The organism is Corallococcus sp. CA054B (genome assembly GCF_003611625.1).
GTDB classification, from domain to species: Bacteria; Myxococcota; Myxococcia; order Myxococcales; family Myxococcaceae; genus Corallococcus; species Corallococcus coralloides.
This window is the reverse complement of the sequence record NZ_RAVY01000169.1, coordinates 1-21,231: the sequence shown is the minus strand read 5'-3', so window position 1 is coordinate 21,231 and position 21,231 is coordinate 1. Positions and strand designations below refer to the sequence as shown.

The following is a 21,231-nucleotide window of genomic DNA, read 5'->3' as shown; positions in this document are numbered from 1 at the left end:
CCTCCTGCCTGCCCCTTCCCCACATCCGCTGGCGGACAGAGCCCGTGTGCGCCCCCGGCCACTGCCCTCGTCCCACGGAGGGAATCCGTTGTGTTTCCGGAGGTTCGGGGAAGCCGAGTGAGGACCGAGACACCAGACAAGGGGTGTCTATTACGGAAATCCCGTGATTTTTTGTCAGGGGGTCGCGGTCAAATCCCCCGGTTGGACCCCAGCGCATGGGGAGAGGGGAGGGCAGGTGATGCAACGGCTCCGGGCGACGCCCGCGAGCCCGACCCACCGGATCCGGAAGGGGCTTGTCAGGGTCCCCAGGTGGGCGCGGTCGTACCGCAGGTGCTCTCCCTTCGGGGCCCGGCGCGGATTGAGCGGTCCAAGGAGCACAGCCATGAAGTCTTTCCTGTTGGTACCCAAGGAGTCCATCGAGACGCAGGCCCGGCCCGGAGTGCGTGGCACGGCGCAGGGCGAGCGCGTCCTCAGCCGCAGCACCGCGCTCCGCTTCAGCGCGGCCCAGAAGGCTCCGGATGCCCTCACCGCCCTCGGCCTGCGGTCGGCCACGCTGCCCGGCGTGAAGCCGGAGGTCAGCGGCCAGGCGCAGCGCGGCCGCAAGGGCGCCCGGGGCAAGAAGGCCAGCGACGTCGACGCCACGCCCATGCCGGGCGCGCCCGTGACGGAGCAGGCCGGCACGGAAGCCGGCAGCTACCGGTTCATGCCGCTCATCGGCGCCACCATGGCGCACTTCTACTCCCAGGACGCGGAGAAGGCGGCCCGGGGCGAGCTGGCGGAGGAGTTCGAGTTCATCCCGGACGTGGTGCCCCTGTCCTTCCCCGGTCCGGTGTCCGCCGGACAGACGGGGCCGCGCAACCGCGGCATGAGCTCGCTCGCGCAGCGCGAGTGGCCTGACGAGTCCGGTGTCCCCCTGGCGCACGCCCAGGGCATCCGGGGCGCCGGCGTGATGCTGGGCATCCTGGACACCGGCGTGGACGCGGACCACCCGGAGCACGCGAGCAAGACCATCCAGTTCCGCTACGTCTCGCTCTTCCCCAACTCGCCGCACAACCCGGCGCGCGACGTGCGCGGCTTCGACCCTGATGGCCACGGCACGCACGTGTGCGGCATCGCCGCGGGCGTGCACCACGGCGTCGCGCCGGAGGTGGACCTGTACGCCGCGTCCGTCATCGAATCGGAGACCATCCGCACCAGTCTGGGCCGCGTGGCCGCCGGCATGGAGTGGCTGCTGCACCAGTTCAGCCGTCCGGAGAACGCGTCGCGTCCCGCCGTCGTCAACCTGTCGCTGGGCTTCCCGCTGCAGCCGCCTCCGGGCATCTCCGAAGCGGACTACCTGCTCAACCAGCGCGCGCTGCAAGCCATGCTGCGTCGGCTTCTGGACAGCAACATCCTGCCCATTGTCGCGGCGGGTAACAGTGGACCCGACACGGTTGGTTACCCAGCAGCCTTTCCCGAGGCCCTGGCTGTGGGGGCAGTCGACTTCGAGCGCAACGTGGCCACCTTCTCCGCCAGCGGCTCCGTGGGGCGTCGGGTCGTACCCGACGTCATGGGCTACGGGGTGAATGTGTATTCGTCTACTGAACGCCGCTGCAACAATCAGGCGTTCTATGAACGAATGAGTGGCACAAGCATGGCGGCGCCATATGTCGCAGGAATCGCGGCGCTGTATCGTTGCCGCGCCCCTGACTTGACGGCATTGGAAGTGAGAGATTTGATTCTGGCCAATGCCATCAAGCTTCCTCGCTCGGCGAACCACCGGACGGGGAAGGGCCTGGCTGTTTTCAGGTGACGCGGTAGTTGCCGGGGCCGGTGCCACGTGAGCACCGGACCTGGGGAGGATGTGGCCATGAGCAGGAAGAATGGCGTGCCGGGCGGACCCCAAGACATTTCGGCCCGGATGTCCTCCGTTGCCGCCGTGCGTCCGCTGCCTGGCAGCGGGGGCACGGTGCGTGCGTTGCCGGGCTCGGGTGGCCTGGAGCGTGACGCCCAGCCGGGCGGCGACATCGACGTCACGGTGATGCCCCGGGAGTCGGCCGCGCCGAAGAGCGCTTCCGCGTCCTCACGGGCACCCCTGCGTTCGCGCGCGGACATCTACAAGGAAGGCCAGGCGGAGAACGCCCGCTTCCGCGAGAGCTTCATGCGTTGGCTGGAGGCACACCAGTTGGTGGGCGCCGTGCGCGCCATGAGTGAGCCGGGCGGTTCCCTGCCCATGCTGCACTTGAGGTGCGCCCCGCGCGTGCTGGACCAGCTGCGCCGCGCGCCGGAGTTCGAGGCGGGCACGATGATGCCGCTCGAACAGCTGTACTAGGCCCGCCCCACCGCGCTTGCCTCCCGTCACCGGCCCCACGCCCCGTTGAACCGACGGCGGGGCTGCTTCTTCCTGATTAACCTAGAAACTCAGGATTGTAGCCGCCTGATGCCATTGCACGGAGGGACCAGTGCGCTGTCTGGGGTTGGACGGTGTCAGTCCAGCCGGCAGGCGTCCTCGAAAGACAGACGCGGGTTGCGCGGGAAGAGCTTCGCCGGGTCGCCGTAGCCCAGGTTGATGAGGAGGTTCGACTTCCAGCCGGTGCCCTGGAGGAAGGCCTCGTCCACCTTCGCCTTGTCGAAGCCGCCCATGGGGCCGCAGTCGAGCCCCAGCGCGCGCGCCGCGAGGATGACGTAGCCCGCCTGCAGGGTGCCGTTCATGAAGGCTGACTGCTCGCGTGCCTCCGGCGTCTGGGCGGCGAAGACGCTCTTCATGTCGCGCGCGGGGAACAGCTTGGGCATCTGCTCGTGGAACGCGGTGTCGTACGCCACGATGACCGTCACCGGCGCCTGCATCGTCTTGTCCACGTTGGTCGGGGACAGCGCGGGCTTGAGCTTCTCCTTGGCCTCGCGGCTCCGCACGAACACCAGGCGCACCGGCTGGCTGTTGACCGCGGTGGGCGCCATGCGCGCCAGCTCGTAGATGCGGCGCAGCGTCTCCTCCGTCACCGGCCGGTCCTGCCAGCCCGGGTAGGTGCGGGCCTCCGTGAAGAGCTGCTCCAGCGCGTCCGTGTCCAGGGCCGTATTCGTCGCCGCCATGCGGGGTGTCCTTCCGTTGCGAACACCCCATGGCTACCCGCGTCACTTTTATTTCGCAAGTAGCTTCCAAAAAGTAAGTGAGTGCCGGCGGGGAGGGGCGGGCGCTATACTCAGGGGGGAGGTGGCACGATGCATGACGACCTGAGCCCGCTGTGCTCGCGGTTCCTGGCGGCGGCCGACCTGCTGGGCCGGCGCTGGACGGGCGTCATCCTGCGCATCCTGATGGACGGGCCGTGCCGCTTCGGGGAGCTGACGGAGCGCATTGGCACCATCAGCGAGCGCGTCCTGTCGGAGCGGCTCAAGGACCTGGAGGCCGAAGGCATCGTCGAGCGCCACGTGGACCCGGGCCCGCCCATCCGCTCCGAGTACCGCCTGACGGAGAAGGGTCAGGCGTTCTGGAAGGTCATCGACGAGCTGGGCAAGTGGGCGGAGCGCTGGGTGGACGTGAAGGCTCCGGCGCAGGCGCGGAAGGCCGTGGCGGTGAGGGCCACGCGGGCCGCGCCCCGGAAGCGCAAGAGCGCCTGAGGTCCGGGGCGCGGGTGCGGCAACGGGCGGCCTAGAAGTTGTGGCCACCGTCCACGTCGATGGTGCGGCCGTTGAAGTAGTCGCACTCCACGATGAACTTCACGGCCTGCCAGATGTCCTCCGGCTCGCCGATGCGGCCCACCGGAATGGCGGCCACCAGCGCGTCGCGGGCCTTCTGGTTCATGCCCTGCGTCATGGGCGTCTCAATCATGCCCGGGGCGATGGCGCCCACGCGGATGCCGAACGGCGCGAACTCGCGCGACCAGGTGACGGTGTTGGCGGCGAGCGCGGCCTTGGCGGACACGTAGTTGGACTGGCCGCGGTTGCCGTGCCGCGCGATGGACGACATGTTCACGATGACGCCGGGGCGCTGGTCCGTCTCCACCATCTTGGTGACGACCTCGCGCACCATCAGCGTGGCGCCGGTGAGGTTCACGCCGATGACGGCGTTCCAGTCCGCCGTGGACAGCTTCTTCACCTGGCCGGTGGTGCGGTCCTTCTTCACGAGCAGCGCGTCGCGCAGGATGCCCGCGTTGTTGATGAGGCCGTTGAGGCCGCCCATGGCGCCGTGGGCCCACTGCACGAAGTCCGTGACGTCCTGCTCGCTGGACACGTCCAGCTTGCGGCGGTGGATGCCCGCCGGCAGCGCCGCGAGCTTCTCCTCGTTGACGTCGCCAACGGCCACCTGGCCGCCCGCCTCGTGGATGCGCTGCGCGAAGTGCGCGCCCATGCCCTGCGCGCCGCCGGTGACGATGATCTTCAGGTCCTTCAGCTGCATGTGCCTCTCCTGGGCGTCTGGAAAAAAACGCGCGCAGGGTACGCACACCGCACGGGCGCTGGCCAGCGCCGCAGGGGCTGAAACCTGAATCAAGCTTCAACTTCTCATGAGGCCCGGACCCCCGACGCGGTGCGTTGGGGGCCGGGGTGCTGGAACTACAGCGCGTCCGAGATGACGGCGCCCAGCCGCTTCATGCCCTCGTGGATGAGGTCGGGCGGGCGGTTGGAGTAGTTCAGGCGCATGAACTGGGGCTTCTGGTCGTTGGCGAAGAAGGGCGCGCCGGGGACGAAGGCGACCTTCTGCTCGACGGCCTGGGGCAGGAGCCTGGCCGCGTCCAGCCCCCCGGGCAGCTCCACCCAGAGGAACATGCCGCCGTCCGGCCGGGTCCACTGGGTGCCCTGGGGCATGTGGGTCTTCAGCGCGTCCAGCATCGCGTTGGCGCGCTGGGCGTAGATGGGCATCAGCGCCTGGATGTGGCCCGCGTAGTCGAACGTCTCCAGCAGGCGCGCCGTGGCGCGCTGGGCGAGCGTGGCGGTGTGCAGGTCCGTGGCCTGCTTCGCGATGGTCATCGGCTTGAGCAGCGCCTTCGGGCCCGTCACCCAGCCCAGGCGCAGGCCGGGGGCCAGCGTCTTGGAGAAGGTGGACAGGGACAGCACCACGCCCTGGTCGTCCAGCGACGCCAGCGACGGCAGGTGCACGCCCTTGAAGCGCAGCTCGCCGTACGGGTCGTCCTCCAGGATGACGAAGCGGTGCTCCTGGGCCAGCCGCACCAGCGCCTTGCGGCGCTCCAGGGACAGGGTGGTGCCCTTGGGGTTCTGGAAGTTGGGGATGACGTAGAGCAGCTTCGGCACGCGCTTCTTCAGCAGGGCCGCCAGGTCGTCCGTGTCCATGCCCGCGTCGTCACTGCGCACGGTGGCGAACTCCACCTCGTAGCCGCCGAAGGTCTGGAGCGCCGCCAGGTAGCTGGGGTCCTCCACCACCACCAGGTCACCCGGGTCGAGCAGGATCTTGCCCACCAGGTCCAGGCCCTGCTGCGAGCCGCTGGTGATGAGCACCTGGTCCGCGTGGACGTGCTGGCCCTTGCGGGTCAGGTGTCCGGCGATCCACTCGCGCAAGGGGGCGAAGCCCTCCGTGGTGCTGTACTGGAGCGCGGGGCGCCCCTCCCGGGCGAAGGTCTCCTCGAACGCCTTCGCGATGACGTCCACGGGGAAGAGCTCCGGGGCGGGCAGGCCGCCGGCGAAGGAGAGGATGTCCGGGCGCTCGGCGATCTTGAGGATTTCGCGCACCGCGGACGTCTTCATCCGGGACATGCGCTGGGACAGCCGGTAGGCCGGAGGAGGGGGCAGGGGTGCACTCATAGCGTCCGCGCTCATGTTCATTCTCCGTTCAACAGCTCATCGGGGACACGCACGTGCGTGTCTTCCTTCAAGGTCGACAGGACGATGGTGGTGCTCGTGCGGGTCACACCTGGAATGGTGCGCAGCGTCTCCACGAGCAGTGAGTCCAGCGTCCGCGTATTCGCGGTCTTCACCTTCAATACGTACGAGTCCTGCCCCGCGACCCGGTGGGCCTCCAGCACGTCCGGCAGCTCCGCCACCTTCCGCGCGAAGCCCTCGAAGTGCTTGGGGTGCTCGATGCTCACCCCGATGAAGGCGGTGATGTCCTTCCCCAGCTGCGTCGCGTCCACCCGCGCCGTGTAGCCGGTGATGATTCCCTTCTCCTCCAGCTTGCGGATGCGCTCCGCCACCGCCGGCTGGGACAGCTTCACCCCACGTGACAGCTCCAGCTGCGTTGCCCGGCCATCGCGCTGAAGCATGTCCACGATGCGATAATCCAGGGGGTCCATGGGGCTTGGAACCTTATTTTTATAGGCGACCTTGGCGGTCGGCGGTGAAGTTATATGCACTCGTCCCCAAGTGCAAGTCCGTTTGCACGCAAAATGATTGGGGCCGGTGGATCGTCCTCCACCCGACCTCCCGAGTCTCCAGACAGCCAGGCGGAAGGTGGTGCCGCACGGGCCTGGCGGCAGTCCTCCCAGAGGGGATGGGTGGGCGCGGTGGACACTTCCCCGCTCACGCTCCGGGGATGTCACGCCGTGTCTTTGACGCCTCGCGTCCGTGTCTGTCTTTGACGCAAGGAGCCATCCATCCGCTTTTGACAGGGCGGTCGGCCGGGTGCTACCCGTCCTGAAAGATGAATCGCCCTTCAACTTCAGAACGCGTCCCCGTCACGCCGCGCGGTCAGCGGACGCGGCAGAAGTTGTTGAAGGCCGCGGAAGCGGTGTTCGGCGACAAGGGCTATGAGCGCGCGTCCATCGCGGACCTCACGCGCAAGGCCAGTGTCGCGCTGGGCACCTTCTACGTGTACTTCCCGGACAAGCAGTCCATCTTCGTGGAGGTGGTGGACGAGCTGGGCGCGCGCCTGCGCCGCCTCATCGCGGAAGGCACGGCCGCGTGCACCACGCGCCTGGAGGTGGAGCGCGAGGGCCTGCGCGCCTTCTTCCAGTTCGTGCGCCAGCACCCCAACCTCTACCGCGTGGTGCGGCAGGCGGAGTTCGTGGACGCGGACTGCTACCGCCGCTACTACGACCGCTTCGCCAAGGGCTACGTGCGCGGCCTCCAGCAGGCCATGGACAAGGGCGAGGTGCGCCGCATGGATCCGGAGGCGCTCGCCTACTGCCTGATGGGCATTGGCGACTTCCTGGGCATGCGCTGGGTGCTCTGGGAGGAGGACATGGGCCTGGAACGCGTGCTCGACACGGCGATGACGCTCCTGTCCCACGGCCTGCCCCCGGACGCCGCGCGCACCCATACCCATCTCCAGGCCGTCCGCCCCCCGAAGGCAGCAGCCCCCCCCAAGTCGAAGTCGTCCCCCCGCCGTCCGTCACGCGGTCCCCGGAGCTGAAACACCGTCATGCGTTACGCGAACATCCTGTCCACCGGCCGCTACGTCCCCGAGAAGCTCCTCACCAACGACGACGTGGAGAAGATCCTCGGCGAGAAGGTGGACGAGTGGCTCCAGCAGAACGTGGGCATCAAGCAGCGCCACGTGATGGCGGACCACCAGGCCACCAGCGACCTGGCCGTGGCCGCCGCGAAGGAGGCGCTCTCACGCGCGAAGGTGGACCCCAAGGAGCTGGACCTGGTGCTCGTGGCCAGTGACACGCCGGACTACCTCTCCCCCGGCACGTCGTCCGTGGTGCAGGCCAAGCTGGGCGCGGTGAACGCGGGCACGTACGACATCAACGCCGCGTGCGCGGGCTGGGTGACGGCGCTGGACGTGGCGTCGAAGACGATTTCGTCGGACGACAGCTACCAGCGCATCCTGGTGGTGGGCGCCTACGGGATGACCCGGTACGTGAACTGGAAGGACAAGAAGACCTGCACGCTGTTCGCGGACGGCGCGGGCGCGGTGGTGCTGGGCGCGTCCGACAAGCCGGGCTTCCTGGGCGCGAAGCTGCTCGCCAACGGCGAGTACCACGACGCGCTGGGCATCTACACGGGCGGCACGAACCGGCCCGCCACGGCGGAGACGCTGGCGCTGACGGACGGCAAGCCCGCGGTGCAGTTCGTGCGCAAGTTCCCCTCCACGTTCAACACCGAGCGCTGGCCCATGCTGCTGGACACGCTGCTCAAGCGCGCGGACCAGACGCTGGATGACGTGAAGCTGTTCGTCTTCACGCAGCTGAACCTGCGCACCATCGAAGCCACGATGAAGGCGCTGAACCAGCCCATGGAGAAGGCGCACTACACGATGGACAAGTGGGGATACACGGGCTCCGCCTGCATCCCCATGACGCTGGACGACGCGGTGGTGCAGGGCAAGGTGAAGAAGGGCGACCTGGTCGCCTTCTGCGCCAGTGGCGGTGGCCTCGCCATGGCGTCCGCCCTCTACCGCTGGACGGCTTAGTCCCCCCCAATACCCCGCCTCATTCAGACAGGAGTTCTTCGCATGTTCATCGGGGACTGGATGGGGCGGGGTGCCCTCTACTGGCCGGACGCGGTGGCCGTGGTGGACGTGGCCCGCAAGGACGCGGGCCGCTTCACCTACCGGCGGATGAACGCGCGCGCCAATGCGCTCGCGGGCTGGCTGCGGGACGTGGCGGGCGTGCAGCGCGGGGACAGGGTGGCCATCGTCGCGCACAACGGCGTGGAGTACCTGGACACGCTGTTCGCGTGCGCGAAGCTGGGCGCCATCTTCGTGCCCTACAACTGGCGGCTGCACGCGGCGGAGCTGACGGAGGGCGTGCGCGCCATCCGCCCGCGCGTGCTGCTGTTCGGCGACGACTTCAAGGACGCGGTGGCCCAGGTGCGCGAGCACGTGGGGGACGGCCTGCGCCTGGTGTCGCTGGAGGCGCAGGGCCTGCCGGGCGCGGATCCGTACGAGAAGGCCGTGGCGTACGCGCCCGCCGCTCCGGTGACGAACGACGCGGTGAGCGAGGAGGACATCCTCTGCCTGCTCTTCACCGGCGGGACGACGGGCCGGTCCAAGGGCGCCAAGGTCTCCTACCGCATGGTGGCGTGGAACACGCTCAACACGCTGGTGCATGAAATCCGTCAGGGCGACGTGACGGTGACGCACACGCCGCTGTTCCACACGGGCGGGCTGCTCGTCTACACGCTGCCCCTGCTCACCGTGGGCGGCACCGTGGTGCTGATGCGCCGGTGGGACCCGGACGAGATGCTGGGCCTGGTCGCGAAGGAGAAGGTGACGCTCTTCTTCGCGGTGCCCACGCAGTACCAGCAGCTGATGGATTCGCCGCGCTGGAAGGGGACGGACTTCTCCTCCGTGCGCTTCGTCACCAGCGGCGGGGCGCCGCTGCCGGTGCCGCTGCTCCAGGCGTGGCAGGCGGTGCACCCGGTGCCCTTCAAGCAGGGCTTCGGCATGACGGAGTTCGGCCCGGGCATCTTCAGCATGGGGCCGGAGTTCGCGGTGTCCAAGGCGGGCTCCATCGGCCGGCCCAACTACTTCATCGACGCGAAGCTGGTGGACGACGCCGGCAACGCGGTGCCCGTGGGCGGGGTGGGGGAGCTGGTGCTGAAGGGGCCCTCCATGTGCTCCGGCTACTTCGAGGACGACGCCGCCACGAAGGAGGCCATCAGCGCGGACGGCTGGTTCCACACCGGGGACCTGGCGCGCGTGGACGCGGAGGGCTTCTTCACCATCGCGGGCCGCAAGAAGGACATGTTCATCTCCGGCGGAGAGAACGTGTACCCGCTGGAGCTGGAGGCCGTCCTCTACGAGCACCCCGCCGTGCAGCAGTGCGCGGTGGTGGGCGTGCCGGACCCGAAGTGGGGCGAGGCGGGCCGCGCCTACGTGGTGCTCAAGCCAGGGGCCGAAGCCTCGGCGGAGGCGCTGCTCGAGCACCTCAAGGGCCGGGTGGCACGCTTCAAGGTCCCCAAGCGGGTGGAGCTGGTGAAGTCCCTGCCGGTGTCCCCCGCCGGGAAGATTCTCAAGCGCGAGCTGCGCGAGGCGGCCATCGCCGCGGACGCGCGGGCCGCTTCGTGACGCACGGATTTTCTTCTCTCAAGCAACACAAACAGGAGCGCGCACATGGCTGATACATCCAGGAAGGTCGAGATCCGGGACATCCCCACTCAGCGGCTCCGGGTGCGCGCGCGGCTCGTGGGCGAGGACGGCTTTCCCGTCATCTTCGTGCACGGCAACTGCTCCTCGTCCGTGTTCTTCGAGTCGCTGATGAAGACGCTGCCCGAGGGCTTCCGGGGCATCGCGCCGGACATGCGCGGCTACGGGCACACGGAGGAGAAGACCATCGACGCGACGCGCGGCATGCGCGACTTCGCGGATGACCTGCTGGCGCTGATGGACACGCTGTCGCTGAAGCGCGCGGTGTTCGTGGCGCACTCGGCGGGCGCGGGCATGGTGATGCAGCTGTCCATCGACCACCCGGAGCGCGTGGCCGGCCTGGTGGTGGAGGCGCCGCTGTCTCCCTTCGGCTTCGGCGGCACGAAGGACGCGGACGGCACGCCGTGCTGGGCGGACTTCGCGGGCTCCGGCGGCGGCACGGCCAACCCGGACTTCGTGCAGCGGCTGAAGTCCAAGGACCGCTCCACGGAGTCGCAGACGTCGCCGCGCAACGTGATGAACGGCTGCTACGTGAAGCCGCCGTTCCGCCACCCGGACGAGGAGAAGCTCCTGGACTCCGTGCTGGACACGCACGTGTCGGATGAGCTGTACCCGGGCAACTTCTCCAAGTCGCCGAACTGGCCGGGCGTGGCGCCGGGCACCACGGGCATGAACAACGCCATGGCGCCGGCCTACTACAACACCTCCTCCTTCGCGGAGCTGAAGAACGGGCCGGACCTGCTGTGGATCCGCGGCGCGGATGACGCCATCGTTTCCGACACGTCACTGTTCGACTTCGGCTTCCTGGGCAAGCTGGGCGCGGTCCCCGGCTGGCCCGGGGATGAGCAGTACCCGCCGCAGCCCATGGTGTCGCAGATGCGCAAGGTCATGGAGCGCTACGCGGCCAACGGTGGCCGCTACCGCGAGGTCGTCCTCCAGGACACGGGCCACAGCCCGCACCTGGAGAAGACGAAGGAGTTCCACGACCTGCTCGTCCCGTTCCTGCGGGAGCACGCCCGCTAGCAGGCGTTCCTGACGCACGGGGAGGCACGCGAGGCCCTTTCCGGGGAGACCCTGGGGCCCGTCGTGTGTCCCGTGCGTCCTTTTTTGTCGCAGTCCGCTGTCGCCGCACCCTTCACCCAACCGGAGGTCCGCATGCGAAGCACCTGGACATTGTCGCTCACGGCCGCATTGCTGATGGCAGGTTGCGGGGCAGAGCCGCCCGCGGAAGCACCCCAGGCGCAGGAGTCCCTCGCCACGGCCGAGGCTCCGCTGGACGCGGACCTGGCCCCGTACTTCGACGCCATCCCCACCAACTTCACCGGCAACTACCGGGTGGTGGGCACGTACACGCCGCCCTCGTGGTCGTGGGGCCAGATTGAGCTGCTGGAGGGCCGGCAGCGCTTCCGCTCGGAGTACTACAACCCGCGCACGCTGAAGCTGCGGGACCAGGACACGTTCCAGTCCAGCGACTACCCGCTGAAGACGTACTTCGGTTCGCTGAACCAGCAGTTGGTGAACGCGTTCAATCTCTACTACGGGAACAGCTGTGCCACGACGACCGGGGCCACCTGCCCCACGCCCGGCCCCACCAAGCCGGAGGCGCGCTTCGTCCTCTTGCACAAGGGGCGGGCCACGGCGGCGCGCACCTGTAACGTCAACCTGACGCCGACGCTGCTGGTGCACGGCGCCATCCAGGACGCGAACGTCTGGATGTTCCCCAACGGCAACAACGGTTCGGGCGGCACCTACGGCGGCGCGGCGCAGCTGACGGGCATGGTGCAGGACCTGGAGTCGAAGAACCGCTGCGTGTACGCGGTGACGTTCGGCTCGTTCCACGGCGACAACTTCAACCACGCCATCCACGTGGCCAACGCCGTGCAGCGCGTGAAGGCGCTGCACCCGGGCGTGGCGCGGGTGGACGTGGTGGCGTGGAGCAAGGGCGTGCTGGCGGTGGACCCCTGGATGGCGAACGCGGCCACGTGGGGCGGCTTCAGCACGACGCGCTTCTTCGAGCGTCTGGCGAAGGAGCAGGCGTCGCAGGTGCCGGCGTATGACGACTCGGTGCGCGTGTACGTGCCGCTGTCCGGCCCGCACAAGGGCATCGACCTGAACTTCCGCCACCCCATCCACACGCTGACCATCGCGAGCACGGCCTCCAACGCGCCGGTGGGCCGTGGCCCGATGCCGTGGACGTACTTCTCCGCGTTCCAGTGCGTGACGTTCGGCTACAGCGTGCCCTGGTTCAAGAACCCCTACGCAGAGAGCGTGTGCAAGGATTCCGGTGGCGTGTGGACGGACTACTTCCGCCGCATCTACTTGTCGAACATCACGGGCCTGTCCAGCACGGGCACGCCGGTCTACGCGAGCTCGCTGCAGACGCTGAACACGAACCAGGGCCTGTCCTCGTCGTCGTTCAACTTCGACGACTACAACATGAGCCTCTTCGGCGCGGTGAACACCAGCGGCAAGTACGTGACGGCGTACCCGGGGCAGCTGCAGGCGGCGTATGACCTGCGCGGCACGTATCCGATCCCGGACCGCAGCGCGTCCGCGTGGGACAACATCGATCCGGACGAGAACCGCTACTTCCCCTGGCTGGACACGAAGCTCATCTACAACCCGCTGAACCCGTTCATCGCGGCGGGCTACATGGCGTCCAGCGACCACCGCGTGTGCCGCACGACGGCGTTCGACCCGGTGGGTTCGCCGTGCTTCGCGTACCACGCGTACAACACGAACCAGAACCGTGAGGCGTACGACTCGCTGATGTACGGCAAGTACCGCATCATGGACGGCCTGGGCATGGCGGCGGCCATGGAGATGGGCGGCAAGTTCATCACGCGCCTGGCGGAGCACGGCCTGGATTCGCGCCTGCCGTCGCTCTACGTGCTGTACGGCACGGCGGGTGGTTCGCAGCCGTTCGAGACGGACGGCATGACGTCCACCACGTCCGCGCTGCGCAGCGACGGCGTGCTCTTCGAGGCGAGCATCGCGGCGATGACCCAGCTCACCCAGGGCTGGACGTCCACGAAGAAGGCCGCGGACGCGAAGCAGGAGGGCATGGCCTATGACCACCTGAGCATGGGCACCACCCCGGCGGTGTGGAACAAGATCTCCGCGCACTTCGTTTCGCGGGATTGATGACGTGATGTGAGGAGCACGGGCGCGTTTCCTCGCGCCCGTGCTTCGCGGGTCAGGGCCGCGGTGGGGCGGTGACGCCCAGCAGCGTGCCCATGTCCCGGACGAGTTTGTCGAAGGAGTCCGCTCGGCGGGCGGCTTCGAGGTCGAAGACGCTGGTCAGGGCGGGCTGGTCGATGGTCTCGCTGTAGCCGCTGGGCATGTGGCTGCCTAGCCAGCCCTTCGCGTCGCGAATTCGCTCGGGTTGGGGTGGAGCATCCAGGCTCGCAGGGAGCCCGCGCTGGCCGCGCAGGGATTTCGCGGCTGTGAGGAACCACGCTTCGTATTCACACTGCGCGACGACCACGGAGATGATCCGGTTGGAGCGTTGTGCCCGTGCCCAGGTCAGGAGCCGTGGCCCGAGTACGCAGGGCAGATCCTTGTCGGCATCCAGCAGGACGAGGATTCGACCATCGTCGCCCACCTTCCGAGCCGTCAGCTCAATGGCCCGGCGCAGTTCGTCCTCCTTGACGAGCTGGCCGCGTGGAATGCGATGGGGAAGGAGGACCTCTGGATGAACCTCGGGTGCCAACCACTGAGTCAGGCGCCTCACGAGGATGGGTCCGGCAGTGACCTCTCCGTGGCCCTCGACAATGAGCCCCATCTTCATCAGGTGTCGTGCTCCCAGAGCTTGAGTTGATCCGCCTGGGGGAGCGCCTGCCTATCCGGGGCCAACTGGTTGGCCTTCAGCAGCTCGCCTGCTGTGTAGAGACGGTCCTTCAGCGCGGACCGGGTCTCTGCATCGACGGGCGCAATGATGCTGCGGCCCTCTTCTGCGACCACTGAGAGGATCTCGTCGCCCTGGATGCTTGGGTCATCGAGCAGTTCCGGGCTGTGACTGGTGACTATGACCTGGGTGTACAGGGATGCTTCTCGGAGTGCATCACGAAGGACGCCTGCGGCTGCCGGATGGAGCGCGGCCTCGGGCTCCTCGATGCCCACGAGCTGGATCCGTGGTTCGGCCCGCGTCTGGAACAGCGCGACCAGGATGCCGAGTGCGCGGAGTGTGCCGTCGGACATGCTGATGGCCAGAAACTCCCGGTGCCCTTCCGTGCCTCCGATCTGTTGCAGGAACTTCAGCGTCTCCAGGTGACCGGCGTGGGTGGGCTCCACGCCAGCCAGACCCGGCACGATGGCACCGAGATACTCCTCAATGCGCCGCTTCGCGGTGTCTCCAGCTTTGCTCCCCAAATGATCCAGGACGCTGGGCAGATTGGACCCGTCACGGGCAAGGAGGTCTCCCTTGTCAGGCACCTGTAGCATTCGGAGTTGTTCTGGATTGAGGTTGTAGATCCCCATGTTCGAGAGTGCGTCGAAGATGGGGCGGAACTCCGGGAGGCCTGACGCGTTGACTAGGTAGAGGCGGTCGTCCGACGCAGGCGGCGAAACAGGCGAGGGCTTGATGAAGAGGGTGCCTGCGCGGACGTGGTACTTCGCTGCGCCCACAACGCATTCTTCTTCCTGCACTACGTAGGTCCCGAAGCCGTGACGAGCAATGCTGACGGCAAAGTGGCCGCTTGAACCGTCGGGTAGCCGAAAGTCGAGGCGAATGCTGAACTGGCCAGACCCGCCTGGTGCGCGTCGCACGAGGTTGAAGGCTCCTCCCCGACTGCGGACCGCTTGATCCAGCGAGGTCTGCAAGGCATCGCTGATGAGTCTCAACGCATCCAGGAAGTTGCTCTTGCCGGAGCCATTCGGGCCGACGAGGAACGTCAGCGGCCCCAAGGTAACGTCGCAAGCCTCGATGCTGCGGAAGTCACGCAGGGTCACACGCGTAAGCAGAGGAGCCCGATGCCCGGGTGGATTGGCAGGGGTCGGCCCGGGACTCTCGGCGGAAGGCATCTGACGGTCTCCAACAGTGCGGCAGGCGCTGCATCGTGCCAGTAGCTTCGTGTGAGGGGTAGATCTGGTACCAGATTGAGTAGCCAGAACTCGATGCCGGAGGTGCATCGTGGTCTAGGGGCTGTCCCTGATTACCGCAGCCAAAGAAGCATGGAAGCAACGTGCAGGACGGCGAGGTAGCTCTTCGCCGTCTTGTCGTAGCGGGTGGCCGCAGCCCGAAAGCGCTTGAGGTCGTGGAAGAAGCACTCCACCCGGTAGCGCAACCGATAGAGGGTGCGGTCCAGCGCAGGCGGTTGCTTCCTGCTGGGATGGGGATGAATGACAGGCGTCATTCCCACCTTCAGGGCGTTGGCGCGAATGCGCTCTGCGTCGTAACCGGTGTCCGCGATGAAGGCCTTGCCCTCGGCGTGCACCAACAACTCCTCGGCCATCGTGGACTCATGTTGCTGGCCGGGCGTTATTTCGAGGTGGAGCGGCTTACCGCCCGCCGTTGTGACGGCGTGAACTTTCGTTGAAAAACCTCCTCGAGAACGCCCCAGAGCATTTCTTCGGACCCCCCTTTTCCGCCCGAGGCGTCCTGATGCGCCCGGACGACGGAAGCGTCTGCCAGCGAGCCGAGCTCATCCACCGGAAGTCGCAGGGCCTTGAAGATGGCTTCCCAGCGCCCGACTTGCGCCCAGCGGTGGAAGCGGTTGTAGACGGTCTTCCAGTGGCCGAATCGCTCCGGAAGGTCCCGCCATTGCACCCCAGTCTTCACGCGCCAGATGACGGCGTTGATGAAGTCGCGGTCCCCTCGCTTCGAGGGTGGGCCGCTACGCGAGCCCAGCAAGGGCTTGATGCGGCTCCACTCGGCATCGCTCAGTTCATGTCGGCGCACAGCCAGCGTTGATCATGCCTGACGCTGGCTGGCAACCTCCTGGTGCCCCTCAAGGCCGGGTCCAACGCCCGTGTTTGATCCACCAGGTTGATTTTCGGGCCGGAGATCAGGGACAGCCCCTAGCCTGGAGCCGCATGCCCATCGTCCACGACTGGCTGGCCCGGCGGGCTTCGCTCGCCCCGGAGCGTACGGCGCTCGTTGATTCGCTTCGGGGTGGGCGGCGCATCTCGTGGGCGGAGTGGAATGACTCCGCCCACCGGACCGCGCTGCTGCTTCGCGACCTGGGCGTGGGCCTGGGGGACCGCGTCACGGTGCTCGCCTACAACGGTGTGGAGACGCTGGACCTCGTGTTCGCGTGCGCCAAGCTGGGCGCCGTGCTCCAGCCGCTCAACTGGCGCCTGGGCGTGGAGGAGCTCCACGGCCTGCTCTCCGATGTCGCCCCCTCCGTCGTCTGCTTCGGGCCGGAGTTCCTCGCTCAAGTCGACGCCCTTCGCTCCCGGCTCCCGGCGCACTGGGTCTGCCTGACGGAGCCGCTCTTCTGCTCCCGCGAGACCCTGTCCGGCGCGCTGCCCTCCATCGAGCTGGAGGCGGAGGCTCCCTGGGTGCTGTGCTCCACCGGCGGGAGCACCGGCCTTCCGAAGTCCGCCGTGCTCACGCATGGCTCGCTCACCGCCAATGCCGTGAACACCGTCGTCAGCTGGGGCCTCACCCAGGACGATGTGGCGCTGCTCAACGCGCCCCTGTTCCACACCGGCGGCCTCAACGTCTTCACGCTGCCCCTGGTATTCGTGGGCGGAGCCTCCGTCGTGTGCCGTGCCTTCGACGTGGCGCAGTGCTTCGACCTCATCGACTCGGGCTCCGTGAACCTCGTGTTCGGCGTGCCCACCATGTTCATCGAGATGCAGCGGCATCCCCGCTTCGATGCCGTGGACTTCTCCCGCCTCAAGCTGCTCATCAGCGGCGGCGCCCCCTGTCCCGCCCCTGTCTTCGAGCGCTTCTTCGCCCGAGGCATCGCCTTCCGCACCGGCTACGGCCTCACCGAGGGCGGCCCCAACAACTTCTTCCTCCCCGACGCCGTCATGCGCTCCCACGCGGGCTTCGTCGGCGTGCCCCTCTTCCACGTCGAAGCGCGCATCGACGGTGAACAGCGCCCCGGTGACGTGGGCGAGCTGCTCCTTCGCGGCCCCCACCTGTGCGCCGGCTACTGGCGCCGCCCCGAGGAGACCGCCCGCGTCTTCGCGGACGGCTGGCTCCACACCGGTGACCTGGCCTCCCGCGACGCCCAGGGCCTCTTCCGCATCGAGGGCCGCGCCAAGGACCTCATCATCTCCGGCGGCGAGAACATCCACCCCGCCGAGGTCGAGAGCGTCCTCGCTGGCCACCCCGACGTCGCCGAGGTCGCTGTCATCGGCGTCTCCGACCCGAAGTGGGGCGAGGTCCCCCGCGCCCTCGTCGTTCCCTGGCCCGGTGCGGCACCCACCCTGGAGGCGCTGGGGGCCTTCTGCGCGGGCCGGCTGGCCCGCTACAAGCTGCCTCGGACGCTGCGGCTCCTGGAGGCCCTGCCTCGCACCCCGGCGGGCAAGGTGGATCGGCGGGCGCTCACCCGGCTGCACGGCGAGCCCTGAATTTCCGTCCGTTGCGGCCGTCCCCCTGGAAACCCCTGGGATGTGCCGCCGGACCTCCGCCCGTAATATTTCGTCATGGGCCCGTAGCCCCCTGGAAATGTAGGGGTGAGAGGTTGCAGGTCGCGGCCGGAGGCGGACCGCGGGGCCCGGACTTAACGGAGAGAAGCCCGGGCCCTCTTTCGCCTCCGGTCCGCATCCCTCGCGGAGACCCGACCCATGGAGACGACCCCACGCCCCACGACCTCCGAGGATGCCACCATCCAGGTGCTCCTCGTGGAGGACGATGAACGCCTGGCGCGGCTCACCGCCCGCTACCTCCAGGAGCACGGCATCATCGTCACCGTCTCCGCCTCCGGCACCGACGCGCTCCTCCAGACGTCCCGCCACACCTTCGACGTCATCCTCCTGGACCTCATGCTCCCCGGCCGCGACGGCCTGGAGGTCTGCCGCGAGCTGCGCACCCGCACGGACGTCCCCATCATCATGCTCACCGCGCGCGGCGAGGAGGCCGACCGCGTCCTGGGCCTGGAGTCCGGCGCGGACGACTACCTGCCCAAGCCGTACTCGTCGCGCGAGCTGCTCGCCCGAATCCGCGCCCAGGTGCGCCGCGCTCGCGGCAAGGTGGGCCCCACCAGCCACCCCGTGCACGCGGGCCGCCTGGTGCTGGACCCGCGCAGCCTGAGCGCGTCCCTGGATGGCAAGCCGCTGTCCCTCACCACCTACGAGTTCAGCCTGCTGCGCGTGCTGGCCGAGCGCGCCGGCCGCGTCCTCAGCCGTGAGCAGCTGCTCGACCTGGTGAAGGGCAGCGCGGATGAGGTCTTCGACCGCTCGGTGGACGTGCACATCTTCCGCCTGCGCCAGAAGCTGGAGGTGGATCCGCGCAACCCGCGCCTGCTCAAGACGGTCCGCGGCGCCGGCTACATGCTGGCCACCGAGACCGAGGCGGAGCCGTGAGGTTCTTCCGCCTCCCCATGGGCCTGCTCCCCCGCATCTACCTGGTGGGGGTCATCCAGATCGTCCTCGTGGGCGTGTCGCTCATGCTCGCGCGCGACCTCCTGCGCAACGAGTCCTGGCGCAACCGCTTCGACGACGAGCTGTCCTACTTCGTCGAAGAGTGGTCCACCCTGCGCAAGGACCCCGCCGCGCTCCAAGCGTCGCTCGACCGTGCCCAGCAGCGCATGGGCATGCGCGTCACCCTGCGCGCCGCGGACGGGACGCTGCTCGGCAACACGCGGCCGGACCCCGCGCCCGCGATGAGCCCCGAGGAGCTCTCCGCCATCAGCTCGCGCGTCACCCGCAGTGGGCCTCGTGGACCGTTCCCCGGGGCTGGCAGCGGCCCCGGCCGCATGCTAGTGGTGAGCCCCTACCCGGGCCCCATCCAGGTCTATGCCGCCGTGTCCCTGCCCCCGCCGCCGCCCCCTCCGGACGGCGACCGGCAGACGGCCATCATCGTGGGGCTCGTGCTGGCGTGTACCGCCATCACCTCCGTCGCCTTCGCGCGCACGCTCGCGGGCCCGCTGGAGAAGCTGGCGTCCGCGGCGCGCGCGTTTGGCGCCGGGCGCCTGGACGTGCGCGCGGGGCTGCGCCGCAAGGACGAGCTGGGCCTGGTGTCCGAGGCCTTCGACGAGATGGCCGGCCGCATCACCCAGCTGCTGCGCTCGCAGAAGGAGCTGCTCGCCAACGTGTCGCATGAGCTGCGCACGCCCCTGTCCCGCATCCGCGTGGCGCTGGACCTGGCCGCGGAGGGCGACGCGCAGACCGCGCGCGAGCTCTTGCCCGACATCACCGAGGACCTGTCGGAGCTGGAGCGCCTGGTGTCCGACGTGCTCACCACGTCCCGACTGGAGCTGGTGACGGATGGCGCGAGCGGCGTGCCTCCCTTGCGCCTGGAGCGCGTGGACGCGAACGCGCTCCTGGACAAGGCCGCCGCCCGCTTCCACACCGCACGGCCGAAGCACCGGCTGGAGGTCCAGGTGGACGGCACGTTGCCCACGCTGGAGGCGGATCCCGTGCTACTGCGGCGCGTGTTGGACAACCTGCTCGACAACGCGGGGAAGTACTCGGAGCCCGGCACCACCGTGAAGCTGCATGCCCGCGCGGAGGGCGACAGCCTCCAGGTGGACATCCAGGACCAGGGCATCGGCATCGAGTCAGAAGACCTGGCGCGCGTGGGCACGCCGTTCTTCCGCACCGACCGCAGCCGCGCCCGCACCACCGGCGGCGTGGGCCTGGGGCTGGCGCTGGTGCGCCGCATCCTGGAGGCGCACCACGGCCGCCTCACGCTGGAGAGCCAGCCAGGCCAGGGCACCACCGCGCGTGTCGTGCTCCCCGGAGTGGGAGCGGCGGACACACCGGATGGCCGCCTCGCCGCGGGTCATCTTTCGTAATAGAGACGAGATTCGCCGAAACATTTCAAAACGTAGATAAGGGGCATGAAGGCCTTGAGCGAGATGCCGCGGGAAGCGCCGGCCCTGGCGCCGGTGGAGCTGGACGAGGACGAGGGTCGCAAGCGTGGCATTCCGCGCTGGGCCTGGGTCCTGGCAATCCTGGTGGTGGCGGGCGCGGTGGGGTTCTGGCGCATGCGCGCCGGAAGCCGGTCGGACGCCGTCACCTACGAGACGACCCCCGCCGGGGCCCGGAAGCTCACGGCCAAGGTGACGGCCACCGGCACCGTGGCGGCGCTGGTGACGGTGCAGGTCGGCAGCCAGGTCTCCGGGCGCATCCAGGAGCTGATGGTCGACTACAACTCCCAGGTGAAGAAGGGGCAGGTCATCGCCCGCATCGACCCGCAGCTGGTGCAGGCCGCGCTGGACCGGGCGAAGGCGAACATGACCGCCGCGCGCGCGAACCTCCAGAAGGCGCGCGTCAACGCGGACGTGGCGAAGAAGCAGGCCGTGCGCTCGAAGGAACTGCGCGCGCAGCAGTTCATCTCCCAGTCGGAGCTGGAGACGGCCGAGTCCGCCGCCGCCAACGGGCAGGCGGAGGTGACGGCCGCGGAGGGCTCGGTGGCCCAGGCGCAGGCCGCGCTCAACGAGGCGGAGGTGAACCTCAAGTACACGACCATCGTGTCGCCCACGGACGGCATCGTCATCTCGCGCAGCGTGGACGTGGGCCAGACGGTGGCCGCGTCCCTCCAGGCGCCCGTGCTCTTCACCATCGCGGAGGACCTGCGCAAGATGCAGGTCAACACCAGCATCGCGGAAGCGGACGTGGGCAAGCTGCAGCCCGGCCAGAAGGCCACCTTCACCGTGGACGCCTTCCCGGGGGAGACCTTCGAGGGCGTCATCCGGCAGATCCGCAACGAGGCCATCACCGTGCAGAACGTGGTGACCTACCTGGCCGTCATCGACGTGCCGAACCCGGACCTGAAGCTCAAGCCGGGCATGACGGCGAACGTGACCATCGTCACGCAGCAGAAGGACCAGGTGCTCTCCGTGCCCAATACGGCCTTGCGCTACCGCCCGGCGCCGTCGCCGGACGCGGCCGCGCAGGCTCCGGCCCAGCAGGCCCCCGCCGGCATGCGCACCGTCTACGTGCTGCGCCGTCAGCCGGAGCAGAAGCCGCAGCCCGTGGCCGTGCACGTGCGCACCGGCATGACGGACGGCACGTTCACGGAGGTCGTGGAAGGTGAATTGAAGTCCGGCGACCGCGTCATCACCGCGGCGAACTCGCCAGCGGGCGCGATGCCCTCCTCGCCGGCTCCGTCGGGCGCGAGCCCCCTCGGTGGCGGGGGCGGCCGGGGCATGGGC

18 protein-coding genes and 1 pseudogene are annotated in these 21,231 nt (G+C 68.6%); 12 read left to right on the top strand and 7 right to left on the bottom strand.

The genetic code is table 11. From position 1 onward, the window contains the following. The first annotated feature begins 382 nt into the window (after positions 1–382). Entirely contained in the window at positions 383–1,792 is a 1,410-nt protein-coding gene (locus tag D7V80_RS31100; protein WP_120591584.1) for a S8 family serine peptidase, read from the top strand. Positions 1,793–1,849: 57 nt separating this feature from the next. Next, complete coding sequence (locus D7V80_RS31095) at positions 1,850–2,311, top strand: hypothetical protein (RefSeq protein ID WP_120591583.1); 462 nt, start codon at positions 1,850–1,852, stop codon at positions 2,309–2,311. 155 nt (positions 2,312–2,466) lie between these two features. Here D7V80_RS31095 and D7V80_RS31090 read toward each other — a convergent pair whose 3' ends face one another. Further along, the gene (locus tag D7V80_RS31090; protein WP_120591582.1) at positions 2,467–3,069 is read right to left on the bottom strand and encodes a malonic semialdehyde reductase; all 603 of its coding nucleotides are present in this window, start codon (positions 3,067–3,069) and stop codon (positions 2,467–2,469) included. A 129-nt stretch (positions 3,070–3,198) separates the two neighbouring features. On the opposite strand from D7V80_RS31090, the gene D7V80_RS31085 reads away from it, so the two are divergent. Next, positions 3,199–3,594 carry a helix-turn-helix domain-containing protein gene (locus tag D7V80_RS31085; protein ID WP_120591581.1) on the top strand — a complete coding sequence of 132 codons (396 nt, stop codon included), beginning with the start codon at positions 3,199–3,201 and terminating at the stop codon, positions 3,592–3,594. Between the two features lie 31 nt (positions 3,595–3,625). Here the strand turns inward: D7V80_RS31085 and D7V80_RS31080 are convergent, their stop codons facing one another. The 3 genes from D7V80_RS31080 to D7V80_RS31070 all read right to left on the bottom strand — a co-directional run bounded on the left by D7V80_RS31080 (position 3,626) and on the right by D7V80_RS31070 (position 6,218). After that, complete coding sequence (locus tag D7V80_RS31080) at positions 3,626–4,372, bottom strand: SDR family oxidoreductase (RefSeq protein ID WP_120591580.1); 747 nt, start codon at positions 4,370–4,372, stop codon at positions 3,626–3,628. A gap of 155 nt (positions 4,373–4,527) precedes the next feature. After that, positions 4,528–5,745, bottom strand: coding sequence for a PLP-dependent aminotransferase family protein (locus D7V80_RS31075; RefSeq protein WP_120591586.1), 1,218 nt, complete (start codon positions 5,743–5,745; stop codon positions 4,528–4,530). A 2-nt stretch (positions 5,746–5,747) separates the two neighbouring features. Continuing rightward, positions 5,748–6,218 (bottom strand): Lrp/AsnC family transcriptional regulator, encoded by a 471-nt coding sequence (locus D7V80_RS31070; protein WP_120581260.1) that lies wholly within the window; start codon positions 6,216–6,218, stop codon positions 5,748–5,750. A 347-nt stretch (positions 6,219–6,565) separates the two neighbouring features. On the opposite strand from D7V80_RS31070, the gene D7V80_RS31065 reads away from it, so the two are divergent. The 5 genes from D7V80_RS31065 to D7V80_RS31045 all read left to right on the top strand — a co-directional run bounded on the left by D7V80_RS31065 (position 6,566) and on the right by D7V80_RS31045 (position 13,102). Then, positions 6,566–7,276: a TetR/AcrR family transcriptional regulator gene (locus tag D7V80_RS31065; protein WP_120591579.1), complete on the top strand. Its 711-nt coding sequence runs from the start codon at positions 6,566–6,568 to the stop codon at positions 7,274–7,276. Between the two features lie 9 nt (positions 7,277–7,285). After that, positions 7,286–8,281 carry a 3-oxoacyl-ACP synthase III family protein gene (locus tag D7V80_RS31060; protein WP_120591578.1) on the top strand — a complete coding sequence of 332 codons (996 nt, stop codon included), beginning with the start codon at positions 7,286–7,288 and terminating at the stop codon, positions 8,279–8,281. A 42-nt stretch (positions 8,282–8,323) separates the two neighbouring features. Beyond that, positions 8,324–9,880, top strand: coding sequence for a long-chain fatty acid--CoA ligase (locus D7V80_RS31055; RefSeq protein WP_120591577.1), 1,557 nt, complete (start codon positions 8,324–8,326; stop codon positions 9,878–9,880). 45 nt (positions 9,881–9,925) lie between these two features. Further along, a complete protein-coding gene (locus tag D7V80_RS31050; RefSeq protein ID WP_120591576.1) occupies positions 9,926–10,981 on the top strand; it encodes an alpha/beta fold hydrolase in 1,056 nt (351 codons plus the stop codon). 132 nt (positions 10,982–11,113) lie between these two features. Beyond that, positions 11,114–13,102 carry a triacylglycerol lipase gene (locus D7V80_RS31045; RefSeq protein WP_120591575.1) on the top strand — a complete coding sequence of 663 codons (1,989 nt, stop codon included), beginning with the start codon at positions 11,114–11,116 and terminating at the stop codon, positions 13,100–13,102. A 52-nt stretch (positions 13,103–13,154) separates the two neighbouring features. On the opposite strand, the gene D7V80_RS31040 is transcribed toward D7V80_RS31045, so the two are convergent. The 3 genes and pseudogenes from D7V80_RS31040 to D7V80_RS43100 all read right to left on the bottom strand — a co-directional run bounded on the left by D7V80_RS31040 (position 13,155) and on the right by D7V80_RS43100 (position 15,857). Then, positions 13,155–13,748, bottom strand: coding sequence for a DUF4276 family protein (locus D7V80_RS31040; protein ID WP_120591574.1), 594 nt, complete (start codon positions 13,746–13,748; stop codon positions 13,155–13,157). Further along, on the bottom strand, positions 13,748–14,908 hold the full coding sequence (locus D7V80_RS31035; protein ID WP_199738897.1) for an AAA family ATPase: 1,161 nt from the start codon (positions 14,906–14,908) through the stop codon (positions 13,748–13,750). The genes D7V80_RS31040 and D7V80_RS31035 overlap by 1 nt, the downstream gene beginning before the upstream one ends. A gap of 203 nt (positions 14,909–15,111) precedes the next feature. Then, positions 15,112–15,857, bottom strand: a pseudogene (locus D7V80_RS43100) (IS5 family transposase). Positions 15,858–15,991: 134 nt separating this feature from the next. Here D7V80_RS43100 and D7V80_RS31020 point away from each other — a divergent pair. The 4 genes from D7V80_RS31020 to D7V80_RS31005 form a co-directional block, all read left to right on the top strand. Next, positions 15,992–17,482, top strand: a complete 1,491-nt coding sequence (locus tag D7V80_RS31020) for a long-chain fatty acid--CoA ligase (RefSeq protein ID WP_120591572.1) — start codon at positions 15,992–15,994, stop codon at positions 17,480–17,482. A 216-nt stretch (positions 17,483–17,698) separates the two neighbouring features. Continuing rightward, positions 17,699–18,436, top strand: a complete 738-nt coding sequence (locus D7V80_RS31015) for a response regulator transcription factor (RefSeq protein WP_120591571.1) — start codon at positions 17,699–17,701, stop codon at positions 18,434–18,436. Between the two features lie 17 nt (positions 18,437–18,453). Next, positions 18,454–19,869 (top strand): HAMP domain-containing sensor histidine kinase, encoded by a 1,416-nt coding sequence (locus D7V80_RS31010; protein WP_233585850.1) that lies wholly within the window; start codon positions 18,454–18,456, stop codon positions 19,867–19,869. A gap of 45 nt (positions 19,870–19,914) precedes the next feature. Next, a partial coding sequence (locus tag D7V80_RS31005) for an efflux RND transporter periplasmic adaptor subunit (protein WP_120591585.1) occupies positions 19,915–21,231 on the top strand: 1,317 nt, incomplete at its 3' end.